Here is a 20,474-nt window from a genome sequence, read left to right on the forward strand (position 1 = left end):
CCTGCGTCGCCTGCCCTGGACTGGCGCTCAGGCCTTCTTCAAGAAGCACACCTTGAGTACGAGGCCCTTGATCTTTTCCGAATTCCCTTCGATGTGCTCGGCATCGCCATCCACCAGGCGGATGCCACGGATGACCGACCCTTGCTTCAGTGTGAGCGACGAGCCTTTCACTTTCAGGTCCTTGATCACCACGACGGAATCACCGTCGTTGAGCACGTTGCCGTTGACATCGCGCACCGTTACCAGCCCCTCCTCGATCGTCGTCGACAGCGGGGACCATTCGTGCGCGCAATCCGGGCAAATGTACATGTCGCCGTCGGGATACGTGTTTTCCATGGCGCAAAGCGGACATGCCGGGATATCTGGGGTTTCCATGAAAAGGCTCTCTTATCGGTAGGACAAATACGTTATTTCTTTCTGGAGTGGAGCCCGGATGCCTCGTCGGACAAAGCCTCGTCCTCCGCGTGCCAGGGGCGTCCGGTGGCGCGCTCTATGTATTCCCTGATGAGGCGGCGCACGACCTGGGACGGTGTCGTGTCCTCGGCCGCGCACAAGCGCTCGAACACAGCCTTCTTGCGTGGGTCGATCAGGATGGTTAGTCGCGCGGTACGGTTTTCGGTGGGCATACCCGGTCAGCCTGAGTCACATGAGGTGTGTATTCGATTATAATACGATTCATATTCAGCTTGCCTTGCCCCAGGGGGAACGATGGACGCGGAGGCCGTTCGCAACTACCTGCGCCTGTATCTGCCGAAGCTGTACACCGTATTCTCCGAGGGCTATCGCTGGCGCGACCTTCGCGGCGATGCGATCGCGGGCCTGACCGTCGCCATCGTGGCGTTGCCACTGGCCATGGCGCTGGCGATCGCCAGTGGCACCACCCCGGAAAAAGGTCTTTACACCGCCATCGTCGCGGGTTTCCTGATATCGGCCCTGGGGGGCTCGCGCGTGCAGATTGGCGGGCCCACCGCGGCGTTCATCCCCGTGGTGTTCGTGGTCATCCAGAAGTTCGGGTTCGGCGGCCTGGTCCTGTGCACGCTCCTGGCTGGCCTGATGTTGATCGGTGCCGGGCTTTTGCGGCTCGGCACCCTGATGAAGTACATGCCACAACCAGTCATCACGGGATTCACCGCGGGGATCGCGGTCAGCATCTTTTCCAGCCAGATCAAGGACGCACTCGGGTTGTCGATGGCCACCGTGCCCGCCGATTTTCTCGAGCGCTGGATTGCCTATGTGCACCAGCTTCCCACCATGCAGCCAGCGACCGTGGGGCTTACGGTGATCGGTCTTGCCGTGATAGCGGCGATACGACGCTGGCGGCCGGGATGGCCTGGCTTCCTGATAGCCCTGCTCGTCTGCACCGCGCTGTGCGTGGGCTTCGCCTTGCCCACCGAGACGATCGGCAGTCGGTTCGGTGGATTGCCTTCGGCGCTGCCGAGGTTCGACATGCCGCATATTCCCTTCGAGCGCACGCGTGAACTGCTGCCGAGTGCGTTCACCATCGCTTTTCTCGCGGGCGTGGAATCGCTGTTGTCGGCCGTGGTGGCGGATGGCATGACGGGCGGCCGGCACCGCTCCAACGGCGAACTGGTGGCGCAGGGCATCGCCAACGTCGGCTCCGCCTTGTTCGGCGGCCTTCCCGCGACGGGGGCCATCGCGCGCACAGCGACCAACATACGGGCCGGTGGCAAGACACCCATTGCCGGAATCATCCACGCCGCCCTGCTGCTGGTGTTCATGCTGGCCCTGGCGCCCCTGATGAAGTTCGTCCCCCTCGCCGCCCTGGCCGCCGTACTGCTGGTGGTGGCGTGGAACATGAGCGAGATCGAACATTTTCGTCATACCCTGTCGGCACCCAGAGGCGACGGACTGGTGTTGTTGTTGACCTTCGGGCTGACCGTATTCTTCGATCTCACCATCGCGATCGAAGTGGGCCTGGTGGTATCGGCCTTCGTCTTCATGTTTCGCATGGCGGACGCGGTCGAAGTCAACACGGGCATCAAGCTGCTGGATGAAAACGGTGACGAACGCGCCACGGGTGACGACGCCTCACAACGTGCCCGGCTGCCGGTCGGCGTCGAGGTGTTCCAGATCAGCGGCCCGTTGTTCTTCGGTGCGGCCAATCGGCTGGACGATCTGCTCGATCAGTTCCAGAAGCCACCCAGCGTCTTCATTCTTCGCATGCGGCTGGTACCCATCATCGATGCCAGTGGTGTCCATGCCCTCAAGACCTTGCTGGAGCGCTGTCGCAGGCGTGGCATCGTACTCGTCGTCTCGGGCCTGCAGCCGCAGCCACAACGGGTGATCCGGGCCATGGCATTGCATCCGCGCGAGGGCGAGTTGTATTTCGTCGACCACTACGAGGCCGCGTTGGCACTGTCGCGAGAGCTAAGCGCCGGGCATGCCTCTGCCGAGAACAAGAAAGGATCGGAACCCGATGACGCCCAATGACCGGACCATCGAGGCACTACGCCGGCGCATCCCATCGTTCACCTGCATCGTGGGTTGCCATGACTGTTGCGGACCGGTGACCGCGTCGTCGGAAGAAGTGGCGAGGTTGCCCACCCGGACCGAGGCCGAACATGCCAAGGCACTCTCAGACCTGAGCTGCCCGTACCTGGGCAAGCATGGCTGCGAGGTTTACGGCGAACGCCCGCTGATCTGCCGCCTGTTCGGCACGACACCACGATTGCCCTGCCCTAACGGAAAGCGGCCGGTGTACATGATCGATACGAGGACCGAGGCCGAGATCCACCAGTTCCTTGCGCGGACAAGGCAAGTTCTGTTGTGACGTGTTTCAACGGGAAACGGATGCCGCGATAACCGCATCCGGCTGCCCACGCTGCACATGCTCACGGCAAAGCTGCTCGACAAGCGCACGATGGTCCGGCAGATCGTCGAGCGCACGAGCGGCCGCCTGACGGATCATCGCGAATTCCTGGCGTGCGGCTTCCATGTGCGGATAGGCGCTGCGCATGGGCTCGAGATCGGTCTGGAATTCCATTCCGTACAGCACGTACTGCCAGCTGGAGGTCATGAACATTTCCAGGTCGCTGATGAAATCCAACCGGTGCGGCGGACGCCGCTTCCACTTCTCGAGCTTTTCCTGCAGGGTTTGCGGGATGCTGGCCAAGTCGGCGTTGTCAATCCAGAACGGCGAATCGCGCCGCTGGCTAAGGCAATAGTGCATCTTGATGAAGTCGATGATGCGGTCGTAGCGGGCCACCATCATCTCGTTGAAATGACGCGCGGCGCTTTCCATGTGGTCGGTATCGCCGGGCAACAGGTGCGTGAGCAGATAGGTCGCCAGCTCGATCAGCGCGATGCCCGTGGATTCCAGCGGCTCGACGAAACCCCCGGCCAACCCCACCGCCACGCAGTTCTTGCGCCAGTGCTCGGGGCGATATCCCGTCTCGAACTTGATATGCATGGCCTTCAGGCCTTCGCCGGCGCGGCCCACATAGCGCCGAAAGACCTCTTCGGCACGATCGTCGGCGGTGTGCCGCGACGAATACACATAGCCGACGCCACGCCGCTTCTGCAAGCCGATGTCCCAGATCCAGCCGGCCTCCTGGGCGGTGGAGATGGTGTACGAGGCGATGGGTGCATCGGGGGTGTCGTACGGCACCTGCATGGCCACGGCGCGATCGGCGAACAGCACGTCCGCCCGGCTGCGGAAGGGGGATTGCATCACGTTGCCGATCAGCATGCCACGTAGTCCGGTGCAGTCCACGTAGAGATCGGCGGTGAGTTCGCCCTCCTCCTTCGTCACCACGCGCGCGATGGCGCCGTGCTCGTCCAGCTCCGTGCGCTCCACCGTCGCCACGTGCCGAACCACGCCAAGCGCCTGCTGGCCGTGCTCGGCGAGCACGCGCGCGAAGCAGGCGGCATCGAAGTGGAAGGCGTGATTCATCGGTCCCTGGTAATCCGCATCCCTTGCACGCTTGGGTGCGCGCGAGTGATCGACCAGGGTACTCTGCATCGACACGGCGTCGGCGAACGACATGCCCTCCGGGGCGGCACCGAGCAGCCAGTACGGCAACAGCTCGGGGCCACCCGGACGCTGGCTGGGTACGTTGAAGGGATGGAAGAAGTGGTCCGCCCCGGGTGTTCCCGGCGGCCGCACCCAATGACGATAGTGGATGCCCTGCTTGTACGTCGCGGTGGCGCCGACCAGGAAACGGCGCTCGTCGAGGCCGATGGCCGACAGCGTGCCGCGAATGGAGGGAAACGTGGCTTCACCCACGCCAAGCAAGCCGATGTCCGGCGATTCCACCAGGTGCACCTGCACGCTGCGGGGATCCACCGCGTTGACCGCCTTGGCCAGATAGCACGCCGCCAGCCAGCCGGCGGTGCCACCGCCCACGATCAACACTTTCTTCAGACGTGCCATGGTGTGTCCCAGAAAGAAATGCCGGGCCGCCCCACGCGGACCCGGCAAAAACGCCATTCACGGGGAGGATTGGCGACGCTCCTCCGAGCGTCGCCGGCAGAACGGCAAACCTCAGGCGGCATGTGCGTCATGGGGGCCACCAAGCATCACGTCAGAACCACACGCCGACCTGGACGCCATAGGTACGCGGTGCGAGGTACTGCGACACGTACTGCAGCGAGCCGTCGGACATCTGGAAACGCCCGGCGCTGGTGCGGGTCTTCTCATCGGACACGTTCTGCACGTACGCGTTGACCCACCACTTGTCGCCCGGCTCGCTGTAACGCAGCGACAGGTCGCCGCGCGTATATGCCTTCTGTCGGTCGCCCGATCCCAGGTTGAAGTAGCTCAGCCACTGCGAGCTCTGGTACTGCGCGCTGACGCGTGGCGTGAGTCGTCCGCCGTTGGCAAGGTGGAACGTGTGTTCGTAGATACCGGTGAGCGATATGTTCGGCGCATGCGGCAGATCGTTGCCGGTGACGTTCATGCAGTTGGCGAGGTTGGATTCCGGCGGGCATGCCGGCAGGCCCTGGTAGTCGTTGGACCCGGCATAGACCAGCCTGCCGAGTTCCTTCTTCGGAATGGCCGAGAAAATCAGGTTGAAGCGATCGTCCTTCTGCTGATAAGCCAGTTCCGACTCGATGCCGAACACCTTGGTGCTGCCGCCCACGTTGGAGAAGCCCAGGCCGTGGTTGCCATCCGGATAGACGATGGGCGCGGAAAGCTGGAAGTTCTTGAAGTCTTCGTAATAGATGGCCGAGTTCCACGTCATGTGGCCGTCGAAGAAGGTGAACTTGCTGCCGATTTCATAGTTGGTCAGCGTCTCGGGCTTGTACAGCGTGCCCGCGTCCTGTGTGCCGCCCGACTTGTACCCGGTGGACAGGCTGGCGTAGAGCAAGCCGTTCTCGCCGACATCGGTATCCAGTCGCACCAGCCAGGTCGGCTTGCTCTTGCTGTACTCGGCGCTGTTCCGCTGCGAGATATTGAAACCGTTCGACGGGTCCGGATACACGTCCGGAGAGATCGGCACCTGCGGCACGTTCGGGTCGTAGTTCCAACCCCAGTTGATGCCGCCCTTGTTCTCCTTGTCGTCATGCGACCAGCGCACGCCGCCGGTGAGGCGCCAATGGTCGTTGAGATGCCAGGTGGCCTGGCCGAACAACGCGTACGACTCCACCGTTTCCTTCGGCTGGATGAAGGAACCCTGCCAGCTCACGGTGCCGTAACGCGTACCGTTCATGATGGGGATGTCGAAGCGGATGTCGTTGTCTTCGTAGCCATAGTACGCACCGAGGATCCAGTCCACGGTCTGCGGCCCGACGGACTTCAGGTTGATTTCCTGGCTCCAGCTCTTGTAGTTGGAATCGTTGGTGCGGTCGTCCTGGTAGACGCCATTGGTGGTGAAGCTGGTAGGCACGCTGACACCGACGTCCTGGTCGAAGTCGCTTTTGCCGGAGTATTTGTTGTATCCGGCGATGTAGCTGAGCTGTACGCCATCGTTGATGTTCCAGTCCATGCGGCTGCGCACCGTATGGGAGGTACGATCCAGGTACGGTGCGGTATCGATCAGCGCGGACCAGAAATCCTGCCCCTGGCGCGGGGTCTGCATCAGGCTGAGGCTGGGCGTGCCGCGATCGCGGAAATATTCGTACGACAGGTTCCACTTGAACGCATCGCTGGGCTGCCACAACGCACTGACGCGCGCGGCGGATTGGTCCTGGGAGTTGTACTTGTTGCCACCCTGCACGTACTGGCCGGGGTCGATCGGCTTGAAGTTGGCCAACGTGCCCCCGGAGACGGGAGAAGCGAGATACGCCTGCTGCTGCTGAGCCACCGTGGGCAACTGGCCCGACGGTTTCTGGTAATCGACGTAGCCATCATGCTCCTGGTGCACCACGGCGACACGCATGGCGAAGGTGTCGCTGATGGGCAGGTTGAACGCGGCGCGCGCACCGGTCTGGTTGAAGTTGCCCGCTTCGACCTGCGCATTGCCGTAGAAGCCCGCGCCGATATCCGGCTTGGCCGTCTGGAAGCTGATGGCGCCGGCGGTGGAGTTACGACCCCAAAGGGTGCCCTGTGGGCCACGCAGCGTTTCGACGCCATCCATATCCAGCAACAGGCCCGATGCGGCCTCCGCGCGCGGCGCATACACGCCGTCGACGAAGGTGGCGACTTCGGGATCGGCGTACTCGGTCTTCGCGCTGTCGTTGCCGATGCCGCGCATGGTGAGCGTCACCACGCCATGATCGCCCTGCGACGTACCTTGCAGGCCGGGTACCAGTTTGGTCAGGTCCTGCACCGTCATCACGCGCTCCCTGTCGAGCGTGTCGACGGTGATCGCGGTGACCGCCACCGGTGTTTTCTGAAGCGGCGTCTCGCGCTTGGTCGCGGTGACCGACACGGCATCCAGATTCTGTACTTTCTTGTCAGCGGCCCCTGGATTCCTGGACGGCGGGTTCTGCGCTGTCGTGTCCTGGTCCGCCGCGAACAGCGTGCCCGGAGCGAACGCGAGTGACATGGCGACATACAACAACTTGCGATGCAGATTCATCTGGCTCTCCCCAACAGTCGTTCGGATAAGTGTTGTCCGCCGCACACGTCGGCCATGACAAAGATTTCCCCTACTTCCCCACGGCGCTCATACCCAGAATGACAGCGCTGTCATCGCTGGATGATAGAGCGCCATGGCGACGAATGCTTGCCGCATGGCAGCACGTCACCCACGCATTACAAACTCATGCCGCACGGCCCAGCGCGGCGTTGGCCGGGCCTTCAACCGTCCGATATTGGTGCAAAGCAAATAAACATCCCGGCACCCTGACCCGAAGAAGACCTTCATGGTTTGTCACCGCGACTCGGGCATGCCAACGTCCGGTCCGCCACCGTGCCGAGTGACACGTCGGTGATAGCGACCTGTCCGCCGGAATGACTGGACCATTCAAAGGGCCGGTCGATCTTGCTCATGTCCGCGCCGGCGTCGCGAAAGCATTTCAACGGAATACCCACGCGCAACCACTGCCCTTTAGGCAAGGCGGAAAGCTGCTGCCCGACAGCTACCTGGCCGCCACAACCGGCGCCGCAACCGATGCCAACGGTCGACGTATCTCCTGGTGACATCGCATCGACGCGCAACGTGGTCACCAGCAAGACGTCGCCATTGGTTTCGCGATCCACATCGAGCGGCGCGGGCGCGACCAGTTCGACACGTGCGGCCCCGGCACTCATGCCGGACCAGGTCAGGCTGCGCGCGTCCTCCTGCGCCTTGTAGTCGAGCGCGCTGATCTGCAGGCTGCCGTCCGGTGTCGCGGCTGGTATGGCGGCGACATTCATGGCCTTGCCGTTCGCGCCGGTCAGGCGCACCACGAAATCCTGTGCCGGCTTGCCACGGGTGAAGTAGACGCCGGCCTGCCCGGAACTCAGTACGACGCCAGCGTCCTCGGGCAACGTACCGGTGTTTCCACGATCGGCATAGGTCAGGCCGAAGCCATAGGGGAACTGCGGACGCTCGCCTCGTGCGGCAGCCGCGACCGGTAACTGCACCGCATTACGTGGCCACGCATAGGCCAGCTTGCCGTGGAAATCGTGCGCTATGCGACCATCCGGGGTGCGCAGGAGCACATCGGCGATGCCCTCCCCTTCGCTGCCCGGTAGCCACGCCACCACGAAGGCGTCAGCGGCATTGATCTCGCGATTCACCCACAGCGGACGGCCGGTCAGGAACACCGCCACCACGGGAACACCCTGCCCGCGCAGCTTGCGAAGCAGGTCGAGGTCGCGGTCGTTGCCCGGACGGTATGCCAGGTTCGGCAGGTCGCCCTGGAACTCGGCATAAGGGTCTTCGCCGAACACCACGATGGCGACATCGGGTTTCTGCTTGTAGTCGCCATCCACCGACAACTCGGCGCTGCCGCCAGCCGCCTTCACCTGTGCCTGGAGACCCGCCCAAACAGAGGTGGCTCCCGGAAAATTCGCATTGGTCAGGCCGGTGCCCTGCCAGGTCAGCGTCCAGCCGCCGTTCTGCTTGGAGATGTTGTCGGCGCCATCACCGGCCACCAGGATGTGCTTGCGGGGATCGATCGGCAGAACCCCTCGGTTGTTCTTCAGCAGCACCAATGACTCGCGTACGGCCCGACGCGCCAACGCACGATGCGAAGGGCTTCCGATCACGTCGGCCGACTTGACCGCCAGCGCATTGGTCGACGGCAAACCGGCCTCGAACATGCCAAGCCGCATCTTCACCCGCAGGATGCGAGTCACCGCATCGTCGACGCGGCTCATCGGAATCACCCCTGCCTTCACTTGGGCCAAGGTGTTCTTGTACAGCCCCTTCCAGGAGTCGGGCGCCTCCAGCATGTCCAGCCCGGCGTTGTATGCCGCGGCGCAATCCTCGTTGGTGCAGCCAGGGACTTGCCCGTGCGCGTTCCAGTCGCCCAACACGATCCCATCGAAGCCCATGCGCTCCTTCAGCACGCCGGTGATCAGGGACTTGTTGCCGGCCATCTTTACCCCGTTCCAACTGGAGAACGAGACCATCACCACCTGCACGCCGGCCTTGATCGCAGGCGCATAGCCGGCCGCATGGACATCGCGCAGCGTCTCCTCGCTGACTTGGGCATCGCCCTGGTCCTTGCCATTGCGGGTGCCGCCATCGCCGACGAAATGCTTGGCGGTGGCGATCACATGTCCGGCATCGAGGAATGCGGGAGTACCCGGCTTGCCTTCCAGTCCGCCGACCACGGCGGCGGCGTATTGCGCCACCAGCGCCGGGTTCTGCGAATAACCCTCGTAGGAACGGCCCCAGCGCACATCCTGCGGCACGGTGAGCGTGGGCGCGAATGTCCAGCTGATGCCGCTGGCGCGCAGTTCCCGCGCGGTGACCTCACCGATATTGTGGATCAGTTGCGGATCGCGCGTGGCGCCCAGCGCCGAGTTCTGCGGGAATAGCGTGCTGCCAACCAGGTTGTTGTGGCCATGCACGGCGTCGATACCGAACAGCACCGGGATCGCTAGTCCGCCACGCGATGTATCCATGGACGCGCGGTAAAACGCGTCGGACAACGCCTGCCACTGTGAAGCGACAGGGTACGGCTGGCCGGGTGGTTTGGAGTTGCCACCGGCCAACACCGAGCCCAGGCGGTACTCGCGCACATCGTCCGGCGTCACGTACTTGATGTCGGCCTGGATCATCTGGCCGACCTTGTCCTCCACCGACATCTTCGCCATGAGAGCCCGTATCCGGGATTCGATCGCCGGGTCGGGCGGCAGCGGCGATTCGCCTTTTGGCCATTGCTCCGGGTGAACGGCGGTGCCATCGCCGGCGATGGCTGGAACGGTCATGAGCAACGCTCCGCAAAAGGACAGCGCCACGGAAATGCATCGTAAAAACAGGCTCGATCGCTGCAGCAATGGCACGGCAAAGCTCCCTGCAGGCGCACCGGCGGCACGCTTCCGAGCCGCATCCTGGCAGGAATGACAGCGCTGTCAATTTGCGTTGCAGCATGACCCTGGCCCATTCGGTGACGTGGAGCCTAGGGTGCGATGGCGGTGGAACCGCGAATCTGCAGGGAGAAAGGCAGTTGCACGAGCCGGCCGGTGCCGTGACCGCGTAACTCACTCAGCAATTGCTCGGCGGCGATCTTCCCCATCTCGCGGCTGGGTTGTTGAACGGTGGTGAGCGCCGGCCACAACTGGCGCGACAGGGGCGTATCGTCGAACCCACAGACGGACAAGTCGTGCGGCACCTTCAAGCCGTACTCGCCCGCCGCCCACATCACGCCGGTGGCCATATCGTCGTTGGCGGCGAACACCGCCGTTGGCCGCTTGGCCAGTGCGAACAACTGTCGTGCGGCCTCCACACCCGAGCCGAACGTGAAAGCTCCCTGCACCACCAGGGCCGGGTCCTCGGCCAAGCCCGCGGCGGCCATCGCCTCGCGATAGCCCGCCAACCGCCAACGGCTGGCGCCATGATTGGCGATGCCGACCACATGGGCGATCCGCCGGTGGCCCAGCTCCAGCAGATGCTCCACGATCGCCCGCGCGGCGTGCTGTTCGTCCATCGTCACGCCCAGGGTCTTGCCCCGTCGCAGCGGCGACACGCTGGCATAGGGCACGTTGCGCTCACGCAGGCGTTTCAGCAGCGGCGCATAGTCGGTGATCGGCGGTGTCAGGACGACGCCATCGGGGTGATGGTCGGAAATCAACGCATCGAAGCGACGGATGAAATCGCCATCGCGCATACGCAGCGGCCGTACCATCATGCTGTAGCGATGCGCGTCACAGGCCTCGAGCACGCCGTCCTGGATTTCGGCCAGGTAGGTCGATGATGGGTTGTCGTTGTTGTCGTACAACATCGCTACCAGGAACGAGCGATTGCCCGCCAGGCTGCGTGCCGACGGATGAGGACGATAATCCATCGCCTCCATGGCGGCGCGCACGCGCTCGCGCGTGGCGTCGGTGACGTTGGCCTCGTCATTAAGCACGCGCGAAACGGTCTTGGGCGATACGTTCGCCGCGCGCGCCACATCTTCGAGGCGTACCCGCATGGATTCTCCGCTGTCATCACACTATCGATTGACTATGCCGCCAGAACCCTCCGCTTTACAAGGGTGGCCGCAGGCCCCGATGCTGCGACCGCAGCATGCGGGATCGGACGGCCCATGACATAACTATCGCTGGAGGAGGTACCCATGACCTGGATCAACCACAGCGCAGACCGCCGATGACGGAGAGATCCGCACTGTCGTTCTGGCAGATATGGAACATGTGTTTCGGCTTTCTCGGCCTTCAGTTCGGCCTCGCACTACAGAACGCGAATGTCAGCCGGATATTCCAGACCCTGGGTGCGGACGTGAATGACATTCCCGCCCTATGGATCGCCGCGCCGCTGACCGGGCTGATCGTGCAGCCGATCATCGGTCACTACTCCGACCGCACGTGGAACCGCCTGGGCCGGCGCCGGCCGTACTTCCTGGCCGGAGCCGTATTCGCCTCGCTGGCGCTCCTGTGGATGCCGAACGCGCCGGCGTTGTGGATCGCTGCCGGTTTGCTGTGGATCCTGGATGCGTCGATCAACGTGTCGATGGAGCCGTTCCGCGCCTTGGTCGGCGACCAACTGCCGACGCAACAAGGCCCCGCTGGCTTTGCGATGCAGAGCTTCTTCATCGGCGCGGGTGCCGTGATCGCCTCCATCCTGCCTTGGGTACTCGCGCGAGTCGGTGTCGCCAACGTGGCGCCGGATGGTGGCATCCCCGACACGGTGAAGTACGCGTTCTACGTGGGCGGCGCGGTCCTGCTGGGTGCCGTGCTGTGGACCATGCTGACCACGCGCGAATACCCACCCGCGCAGCTGCAGTCGTTCACCGACACCGTGCCTGAAGGACCATCGGTGGATGTATCACGCGCTGGGCGGCCGGGTTTGCTACTGCTTCTGGCAGGTATCGCGGTGCTGTTCGCGATCAGGCATTTCGTGCTGGAAAAGGAGGTTTATCTGCTGGCCGGCGGCCTGATCGCGTTTGGCCTTCTGCTCACCTGGCTCAGCCGCACCCGCGGCCACGGCATGCTGCGCGAGGTGATGGGAGATCTCTATGGTATGCCTATGTCGATGCGGCGACTGGCCGGGGTGCAGTTGTTCTCGTGGTTCGCGCTATTCGCGATGTGGATCTACACCACCGCAGGCGTGACCCAGACGATGTATGCCACCGCCGATACCAGCTCGTCCGCCTACAACGAGGGAGCCAACTGGGTCGGCGTGCTGTTCGCCGCGTACAACGGATTCGGCGCGCTGGCCGCCGTGGTGATTCCGCTGATGGTGCGCCGATGGGGCCTGCGCATCAGCCACGTGGTGAACCTATGCCTTGGCGGAGTGGGCCTGCTGTCGTTCCTGTACATCCGCGATCCACGCTGGCTGCTCGCCTCGATGGTAGGTGTCGGCTTTGCCTGGGCCTCGATCTTATCGCTGCCGTATGCGCTGCTGTCGGACCATCTGCCAACGGCGAAGATGGGCGTCTACATGGGCATCTTCAATTTCTTCATCGTGATCCCGCAGGTGCTCGCCGCCAGCATCCTCGGCCTGCTGTTGCGGCTGTGCTTTCACAACCAGCCCATCTGGGCGCTTGGCATGGGTGGGGCCAGCTTGCTGATCGCTGGGCTTTGCACGCTGTACGTTCCGGAGCCTGAGGGCCACCTCAGGCATAAATCACCCAAAGTTGCATAACTACCCAAACTCACCCATTCTTCGTGGGTGCCGTAAGGCGCGCCGTCGTCGAGGAAGGGGTACGCATGATCTCGTTTCGCTGGGCCGGCCTTGCGCTGGCGGTACTGGGCGCGTCGAGCGCCGTGGCGGCGCCCGCTCATACGGTCACGTATGACCGCTATTCGCTCGTCATTGACGGGAAGCCCACGTACCTCTGGTCGGGCTCGTTCCACTACTGGCGACTGCCCTCCCCCGATTCCTGGCTCGACGTACTGCAGAAAATGAAAGCGGCCGGCTTCAATGCCGTGGAGATCTACTTCGATTGGGGCTATCACTCGCCCAAACGCGGCATCTACGACTTCTCCGGCATCCGCGACGTGGATCGATTGCTCGATATGGCGCGTGACGTCGGCATCTATGTCATTGCGCGCCCGGGCCCGTACATCAACGCGGAAACCGATGCGGGCGGCTTTCCCGGCTGGCTGGTGACCACGGCGGGCAAGCCACGCTCCGATTCACCCGAATACACCGCCGCGTACCGTGAGTGGATGACGCAGATCAACCGGATCATCGCGCGACACCAGGTCACCGACGGCCGCGGCAGCGTGCTTCTCTACCAGGTCGAGAACGAACTCTACGACGAGTCCGACGACACTCGCCGCTATATGCAGGACCTGGAGGACAAGGCGCGTGCCGATGGCATCACGGTGCCGCTCACCGGCAATCACAACAGCAATTTCGTCGAAGGCCTGGGTGCCACCGATATCCCGGGCCAGGACTCCTATCCGTTGGACTTCGACTGCACGCGTCCGGAACGCTGGAACGCCATCTACGACTTCAGCGCCGAGCGTCGGGAACTGACGCGCACGCCGCTCTTCTTTCCCGAGTACCAGGGCGGCGCCTTCGACGTATGGGGTGGCCCGGCTTATGAGGCCTGCCGCACATTCACCGGCCCGGCGTTCGAGCGCGTGTTCTACGAGTCCATCATGGCGGCCGGCTCGACGATGCAGAACTTCTACATGACCTATGGCGGCATCAACTGGGGCTGGTTGTCGTCACCGGGCGTATATACATCGTACGACTATGGCGCTGCGATCACCGCCAGCCGCCAGCTCACGCCCAAGTACGACCAGCAGAAGCTCATCGGTTACATGACGCGTGCCGTGGCACCGCTGGCTCGTACCGATGCGGTCGGGACGTCGGTGCCGGACAACCGGCGCCTTCAGGTCACAGGACGTATCAATCCGGATGACGGCACGCGCTTCTACTTCCTCCGCCATGCCGAGGCCCAGGATACGACTGACGATGCCACGCACCTGAAGATCGTGCTGGACGACGCAGGCGAAACCACGATCCCGCAACAGCCCGGCACGGCGATCCATATCGACGGCCGCGATGCCAAGGTCCTGCTGGCGAACTTCCGCTTCGGGAGGCAGAGCCTCGCCTATTCCACGTCGGAGCTGATGACCCAACTGCGTCTGGGTGGGCGCGACGTCGCCCTGTTCTACGGCCGTCACGGCGAAGACGGCGAGACAGTGCTGCGTTATCCGGCCGAGCCGAAGACGCGGGTCATCGATGGAAAGGTCACCGCGCATTGGGATGCGGCCACGCATTCGCTACGGCTCAACTATCGGCACGATGGCCTGGCGCGGGTGGCGATCGACCAGGGCGATACGTCGCTGCTCCTGCTGATCGCCGACAACGCGGCCGCGACCCGCTTCTGGCAACTGGATACGACGAACGGCCCGGTGCTGGTTCGCGGTCCCTATCTCGTTCGAAACGCCGTTCGCTCGGGCGACAAGGTTGCGCTCACCGGTGACACTGACAAGGCGAGCGAAGTGGAGCTTTTCGGTTTTCCCGACACGCACGGATTCGCCTGGAACAACGCGCCGGTCGACGCGATGGCCACCCCATCCGCCAGCCTGATTGCCCACATCGATGGCCCCGCATCCGTATCGCTTCCCCGGCTCGATAACTGGCGCGTCAACGATGGCGCGCCTGAGATCGCACCCACCTTCGACGACAGCGGCTGGCTCGCCACCGACCGCACCAGTTCGCCCAATCCTTACTGGAACCACCAACTGCCGATCCTCGACAGCGACGCCTACGGTTTCCACCACGGCAACGTCTGGTATCGCGGGCATTTCCGCGCCACCGGCAAGGAAATCGGCATCCGCCTGTCCGCCAACACCGGCGTGCACCTGGGCAACCATGGCATCTTCACCGCCTGGCTCAACGGTCATTTCCTCGGCAACAACCCCAGCGGCGCACAGCAGTTCGCCATCGACCCGGCCTGGCTGAAGAAAGGCGGCGACAACGTCATTTCGGTGCTCGTCGACAACCACGGCCATCTACAGGAGGAGCACAACGGCGCTTTCCGCGAGCCGCGCGGCCTCCTGTCGGCCACGTTCGCCGGCGCCCCCACCGAGATCCGTTGGAAGATACAGGGCAATGCCGGTGGAGAGAACCTGCCCGACCCCGTGCGCGGCCCGTTCAATGCCGGCGGCTTGTACGGCGAGCGCATGGGATGGCAGTTGCCCGGCTTCGCCGATGGCGGATGGAAGCCCACCACCTTGCCGCATAGCACCGACAAGCCCGGCCTCGACTGGTACCGCACGACCTTCCGTCTCGACCTGCCCGCCGGACAGGACGTGCCGATCGCGTTGCGCATCCATGACCTCGCTCCACACCGCTACCGCGCCATCGTCTTCATCAACGGCTGGCAGATCGGCCGTTACATCAGCGACGTCGGGCCACAGACCGATTTCGAGCTGCCGTCCGGCCTGCTGAACCAGCACGGCGACAACACCATCGCCATCGCCGCCTGGAGCACCGCGCACGACGGAGGGCTTGGCGAGGTATCGCTGGTGATGCAGGGCAATTACCGCACGTCGCTGGAACAACACACAGTGAAGACGCCCGGCTATCGCGAGGTGGTGCGGGTGCAGAAGACCGCTCCCCCGAGGTAGGATGCCCTCAGAAAGCCTTGGTCACACTCACGTTGAACGGACAGGACTCCCCGATGATCGATCGCCTGGACCACCTCGTCCTGACCACCGTGGATATCGATGCGTGCACCGAATTTTATGTTCAGGGGTTGGGCATGCGACTGGAAGCGTTCGGGAACGGACGGAAAGCGTTCGTGTTCGGCCGGCAGAAGATCAACATCCATGTGAAAGGGCACGAATTCGAACCCAAGGCGCACACGCCCGTGCCGGGCGCGTTGGATTTGTGCTTCATCGCCGAAGGGAAGCTCGACGACGCTATCGCGTCCCTCCAAGCACGCGGCATCGAGATCGTTGAAGGTCCCGTGGATCGTACGGGAGCGAATGGACCCATCCGCTCGGTATATGTCCGCGATCCGGACCTGAACCTGATCGAGATATCGGAATATCTCTAAGCCGATCGTGGTCCAGGTCCGGAGCCTCTCCCGACAAACCGGATTTCAATCCAGCTTGTAGTCGAACGTAATGAACATCTCCCGCCCGTTGTACTCGTCCGCTGTCTGGCCCGTCGTGACGAATTCAAAACCGCCGGCGTAATAAGGAATCGCCCCGACCTTGTTGAAGATGTTCGACACCGTGAACTTCAGGTGGGTCTCCGGATTGATCTGCAAACCGACCGAGCCGTTCCAGGTGATCCACACCGGTGTCCTGCCCTTGTACGTCGTGTCGGCGACGTTGACCTGGTTGCCATCGAGCGTCACTTGGCAGATGCCGGTGGCGAGCGTCTGGCCGCCGTTGGGCACGGTGACCATGCCGGGCTGGATGCCATTTGGCAGGACATTGCAACCGTCATAGTTGGGAGCCCGCATGCTTCCTTCTCGTACGCCGGAAATCGATACGTTCCACGGACCCTTGCTCCAGTCGCCGATCCAGGTGACCCTGCTCGCCACGTTCTGGTAACGCGTGTTCTGCAGTTCGTCGGACGCCAGCACGCGCTGCTTGTACGACAGGTTATCGGTGTAGTTGATGCCGGCGCGGAAATCGCCGTGCGTGTCGGTATGGAACTTGTAATCCAGCGACGCGTCGATGCCGCCCACGTAGAGTGACGCCTCGTTGATCGGTCCGGACTGTACCGAGACGATCTGGCCGGTGGCGTTACGCTTCACCATCTGGGTCACCATCTGGCAATACGCCGAATCCGGCACGTGCGCCGTATAAGGTGACAGACCGGAGGTGCCGTTCGGCTTGACGCCGGTGAGGCAGCCGGCCTCGTCGTTCAGCACGGTGTTCTGGTCGAGGTACTGGATGGCGTTGTCCACGCCCATGTGCCAGTAGTCGGCCGACACGGAGAGGCCCTGCACGCCCGGAACCTGCCACACGAAACCGTAGGTCCACGAGTGACCGGTCTGCGGCAGCAGCAGGCGGCTGCCATTCGTATACAAGGTGTAGTACTGCGACGACGGCCGCTGGACCTGGTTGCACCACGTATTGTTGTTCTGGCCAGCCTTGATGGCGTTCACGCACTGCAAGGGATCGATGTAATCACCCACCGGCGAGGTGGAGCCGGTCAGGTAGATGGCCTGCATGTCCGGCGCCTTGAAGTTGGTGCCGTAGCTGCCACGAAGCAGAAGACCATCATACGGGCGCCATTCGATACCCGAACCCCAGGTACGGGCGACATCGGCGCTGCTGGCGTCGTTGTACTTGTCCAGGCGGCCGGAGATGGTCCAGGTCACCGTATTGAGCAAGGGCACGCGGAACTCGGTACCGAGCGAATACCGCTGGCGTGTACCGCCACCGGTGAGATACGCGCCGAACGGATTCTGGAAGGTGGATGGGTCCGCGGCGCGCGGATCGGGCGAGAGCTTGAAGCCGTTGTGCGCCGCTTCCAGCACCGCCGCCCAGCCCACCGACTCGTCCACCCACGGAAACTTGAACAGGTCGCCATTGAGGCGTAGCTGCGCCTGGTCCAGCCACGAAGACGAGGTGTTCTCGCCGTTCACCGCGAACTGGCTGTACTGCTGCGGCGTGATGGGGTTCCACCACTGTTGCCAGTTCATGGCGTAGATGGGCAAGCCGTCGGCGGTGGTGCCCTGCTGCTTGCCGAGGAAGAAGTTGTTCATCGCCTGGGCGTTGTAGCCCGTGAAGTCTTCGCGGACGGTGTACTTCTGGCTATTGAGGTTCAGGTCCCAATGGAAGGCGCCGTCGAACACGGTACCGCGCAAGCCGGTCTGCAGGTTCCAGTTCTGCTCGCGATCATGCGTATTGGCCGACGTGCCGATCTCCTGCGCGGTCAGCTGACGAATGGCCTGGCTGATGACTTGCCCCGTGGTCTGGTCATAGAACTTGCCGGTACCGAAGACATTCAACTGGGTGTTGGAAATGCCCACCGTCCTGTACAGGGCCGCCGAACCATAGAGCTGCAAACCGTTCTTGAAGTCGTACTCGCCGGACACGTAACCGTTGTTGCTGCGGCTGCCGGGCGTCAACACCCAATTCTGGAACAGCGCGGGCTGCGAGCAGTAATAGCCATTGTTCGTCACGCTGGCGATCTGGGTGCCATTGGTGGTGACGGTATGCGACTGGCTCAGCTGCGAGTTGGTGAACTTCCCACAGGTTCCCGCCGGCGGGGTGATGTACTGGCCATTGCCGTTCATGGCGGAAAGGGCCACGGCGCCGGCCGCGTCGTACTGGTAGCCGAACATACGTGCCGCCGGGCCCCAGGCGCCATAACCGGCGTCGGACACCGAGTCCTGATACGGACGATCCATACCCCAGAGTGCCGTGCGGTTGGACTTCTCCAGGTTGTAGACGACATGCCAGTTGCTGCCCGACTTGCCACCGAAGAAGTTGATGTCTCCATATGCGCGGCCACCGCGCGTGGCGCCGCCACCGGTCACCTGCAGGTCGTCACCCTGGTAGTTCTTTTTCAGGATCACGTTCACCACGCCCGCCACCGCGTCCGATCCGTAGATCGACGAGGCGCCGGAAGCCAGGATCTCGACATGGTCGATCATGCCGGTGGGGAGATTGTTGTAGTTCTGGAAGTTGCTCTGCTTGTTCAACGGCTGCGGGTAATCGACGATGCGATGCCCGTCGATCATCAGCAGGCTGAAACCCGGGCCGAGGCCGCGCAGGTTGACCGAGCGCGCGTTGACCGAACTGGAACCCCATGCCGCGGAATCCGAAATCTGTTGGCCCACCTGCGGCAACGAATCGAGGAATTCCCACAGCGTGGTGAATCCCTGCTGTTTGATCTGTTCGCCCGTGATGGTGATCACCGGAGCCGGGCCCTCGACCTCCACGCGCGGGATCATCGAACCGGTGACGGTGACCTCCTTCAACTCGACAGCCTTGTCGGCACTCCCCGGCGGTGTCGACTGCGCGTAGACCTGGGGCGCGAAGAGCGCGAACGCGACGGAACTGGCGATCATTCCGCGCCGCAAACGAATTCTGTTCATGAGTATTTCTCCCCCCACGGGAGCCTTCATCTGGTGAGTGTTTTTCTTGTGCTGCGCCAAGCCACGAGGTGCGTGGGACAGCGACCCTCCTCGCCACCCCTGCTCTCGCTTCCGTTCATTCGCAAGAAAGTGCATATACGAATTACATGTTCATATATGTCACAAAGAGGCTTATAGACCGAATTAAGATCGATGCAAGTTGCGCTGCAGCAAAAGCCGCGCCACGAACGGGGAACACCTGTTCGTGGGGCGTAAGCAATACGAATCCAGGCTTTCGTCGGGCTTTCCAGCGGGGATCGTCAGCCCGGGGCTAGGGGCGTCGAGCCGGGCGTCACGGGTCGATTTTTGTCGGGTCGATAACGACGTGTCGCATGCGTTTTCGCTCCCAGGTGTAGAAAATGTGGACGAGGCCATCCCTCGTTTGAATGACCGCGGGGTAGGAATACTCGTTGCCCGGCGTGTCTTCGAGCGTGAGTACCCTCTTCCATCGCATGGCATCGTCACTGATGGCGACGGCCAGGGTGCCCCGGCCATCCCACCAATTCGGACCGGGCCGGCCCGGGTTGTAGACCAGCAAGTAGCGGCCGTCCACGAGCGATACCGCATCGACACCGGCGTTGGGATTGTCGACATCCAACAGGCGCAACGATAACCAATGGCGCCCGCCGTCCGAGGACCGGGTCTGGAAGAGCTTGCCCTGGCGGGTGCGCCCGATCGCTAGCAATTCGCCTTGCGGCCCGACCAGCACGCTCGGTTGAATGGCATCGATGCCGTTCGCTGGCACATCGCCGCTTGTCGACCAGGTCTTGCCGTCGTCGCTGGACCGTTCGAAATGAATACGCCAGCCGTCCTCCTCCGTACTCGACGGGCTGACGATCGTCCCATCGGCCAGTTGGATCGGTTTGTTCTTGATCGGGCCAAGGATGCCCGGCGGCAATCGGCGCGGCGGGGACCAATGCCTGCCGTCATCGTGGGATGTCATCAGCATGCCCCACCAATGCGAAGGGTCCGGTCCGATCTTGTAGAAAAGCATGAGCGTGCCGGACGCAGATCGGAACAACACGGGGTTCCATGTCGGCAGGCGCGCCCCATCTGCTTGCATGCCAGTGGCGACTTCCCGCGGCGGCGACCAGCGCCCATCGATGTATCGCGCCACCCAGATACCGACGCTTGGATCGCGTTCCTCCTTTCCACCGAACCAGGCCGCGACGAGCCCTCGCCCGGTTTCCACGATCGTGCCCGCATGGCTCTGTGGTGTCGGTGCGGGATCGGCGACGAATTCGCGGGTCGTCACGGGCGATGTGTCACTGCCGAATGCCAAAAGAGGCATGGCGAGGAGAAGCAGGAAGAATGCTTTCGTTGCTGGCATATCCGCTTTCGATCAGTCGAGGCGTGAAGTGTACCGTTCTCATGCTACGTTCCTTCCCGCAGGGGGCAGTACGTCG

Annotated in this window: 13 protein-coding genes; 5 read left to right on the plus strand and 8 right to left on the minus strand. The window is 63.1% G+C overall.

Features of this window, described 5'->3' with window-relative positions:
* Positions 1–27: 27 nt before the first annotated feature.
* Positions 28–375 carry a zinc ribbon domain-containing protein YjdM gene (locus ACN9M2_RS09960; RefSeq protein ID WP_426284582.1) on the minus strand — a complete coding sequence of 116 codons (348 nt, stop codon included), beginning with the start codon at positions 373–375 and terminating at the stop codon, positions 28–30.
* Positions 376–407: 32 nt separating this feature from the next.
* Positions 408–626 (minus strand): ribbon-helix-helix protein, CopG family, encoded by a 219-nt coding sequence (locus ACN9M2_RS09965; protein ID WP_426284583.1) that lies wholly within the window; start codon positions 624–626, stop codon positions 408–410.
* Positions 627–708: 82 nt separating this feature from the next.
* Between ACN9M2_RS09965 and ACN9M2_RS09970 the strand changes: the two genes are divergently transcribed.
* On the plus strand, positions 709–2,451 hold the full coding sequence (locus ACN9M2_RS09970; RefSeq protein ID WP_426284584.1) for a SulP family inorganic anion transporter: 1,743 nt from the start codon (positions 709–711) through the stop codon (positions 2,449–2,451).
* Positions 2,438–2,791: a YkgJ family cysteine cluster protein gene (locus ACN9M2_RS09975; protein ID WP_306846884.1), complete on the plus strand. Its 354-nt coding sequence runs from the start codon at positions 2,438–2,440 to the stop codon at positions 2,789–2,791. Before ACN9M2_RS09970 ends, ACN9M2_RS09975 begins: the two co-directional genes overlap by 14 nt.
* Positions 2,792–2,797: 6 nt before the next feature.
* Here ACN9M2_RS09975 and ACN9M2_RS09980 read toward each other — a convergent pair whose 3' ends face one another.
* The 4 genes from ACN9M2_RS09980 to ACN9M2_RS09995 form a co-directional block, all read right to left on the minus strand.
* Positions 2,798–4,393, minus strand: a complete 1,596-nt coding sequence (locus ACN9M2_RS09980; protein ID WP_426284585.1) for a tryptophan halogenase family protein — start codon at positions 4,391–4,393, stop codon at positions 2,798–2,800.
* 151 nt (positions 4,394–4,544) lie between these two features.
* Entirely contained in the window at positions 4,545–6,983 is a 2,439-nt protein-coding gene (locus ACN9M2_RS09985) for a TonB-dependent receptor (RefSeq protein WP_426284586.1), read from the minus strand.
* Positions 6,984–7,267: 284 nt separating this feature from the next.
* The gene (locus ACN9M2_RS09990; RefSeq protein WP_426287893.1) at positions 7,268–9,769 is read right to left on the minus strand and encodes a glycoside hydrolase family 3 N-terminal domain-containing protein; all 2,502 of its coding nucleotides are present in this window, start codon (positions 9,767–9,769) and stop codon (positions 7,268–7,270) included.
* 191 nt (positions 9,770–9,960) lie between these two features.
* Positions 9,961–10,974, minus strand: coding sequence for a LacI family DNA-binding transcriptional regulator (locus ACN9M2_RS09995; RefSeq protein WP_426284587.1), 1,014 nt, complete (start codon positions 10,972–10,974; stop codon positions 9,961–9,963).
* A gap of 176 nt (positions 10,975–11,150) precedes the next feature.
* Between ACN9M2_RS09995 and ACN9M2_RS10000 the strand changes: the two genes are divergently transcribed.
* From ACN9M2_RS10000 to ACN9M2_RS10010, 3 genes are all read left to right on the plus strand, one after another.
* A complete protein-coding gene (locus ACN9M2_RS10000) occupies positions 11,151–12,644 on the plus strand; it encodes an MFS transporter (RefSeq protein ID WP_426287894.1) in 1,494 nt (497 codons plus the stop codon).
* 65 nt (positions 12,645–12,709) lie between these two features.
* Complete coding sequence (locus ACN9M2_RS10005) at positions 12,710–15,592, plus strand: beta-galactosidase (protein ID WP_426284589.1); 2,883 nt, start codon at positions 12,710–12,712, stop codon at positions 15,590–15,592.
* 53 nt (positions 15,593–15,645) lie between these two features.
* Entirely contained in the window at positions 15,646–16,023 is a 378-nt protein-coding gene (locus tag ACN9M2_RS10010) for a VOC family protein (protein ID WP_426284590.1), read from the plus strand.
* A 45-nt stretch (positions 16,024–16,068) separates the two neighbouring features.
* Here the strand turns inward: ACN9M2_RS10010 and ACN9M2_RS10015 are convergent, their stop codons facing one another.
* Entirely contained in the window at positions 16,069–19,029 is a 2,961-nt protein-coding gene (locus ACN9M2_RS10015; protein WP_426284591.1) for a TonB-dependent receptor domain-containing protein, read from the minus strand.
* 331 nt (positions 19,030–19,360) lie between these two features.
* Positions 19,361–20,359 (minus strand): sialidase family protein, encoded by a 999-nt coding sequence (locus tag ACN9M2_RS10020; RefSeq protein ID WP_426287895.1) that lies wholly within the window; start codon positions 20,357–20,359, stop codon positions 19,361–19,363.
* Between the last annotated feature and the right edge of the window lie 115 nt (positions 20,360–20,474).

The sequence above is a fragment of the Luteibacter sp. E-22 genome (genome assembly GCF_049913125.1).
In the GTDB taxonomy this organism is placed as follows: domain Bacteria; phylum Pseudomonadota; class Gammaproteobacteria; order Xanthomonadales; family Rhodanobacteraceae; genus Luteibacter.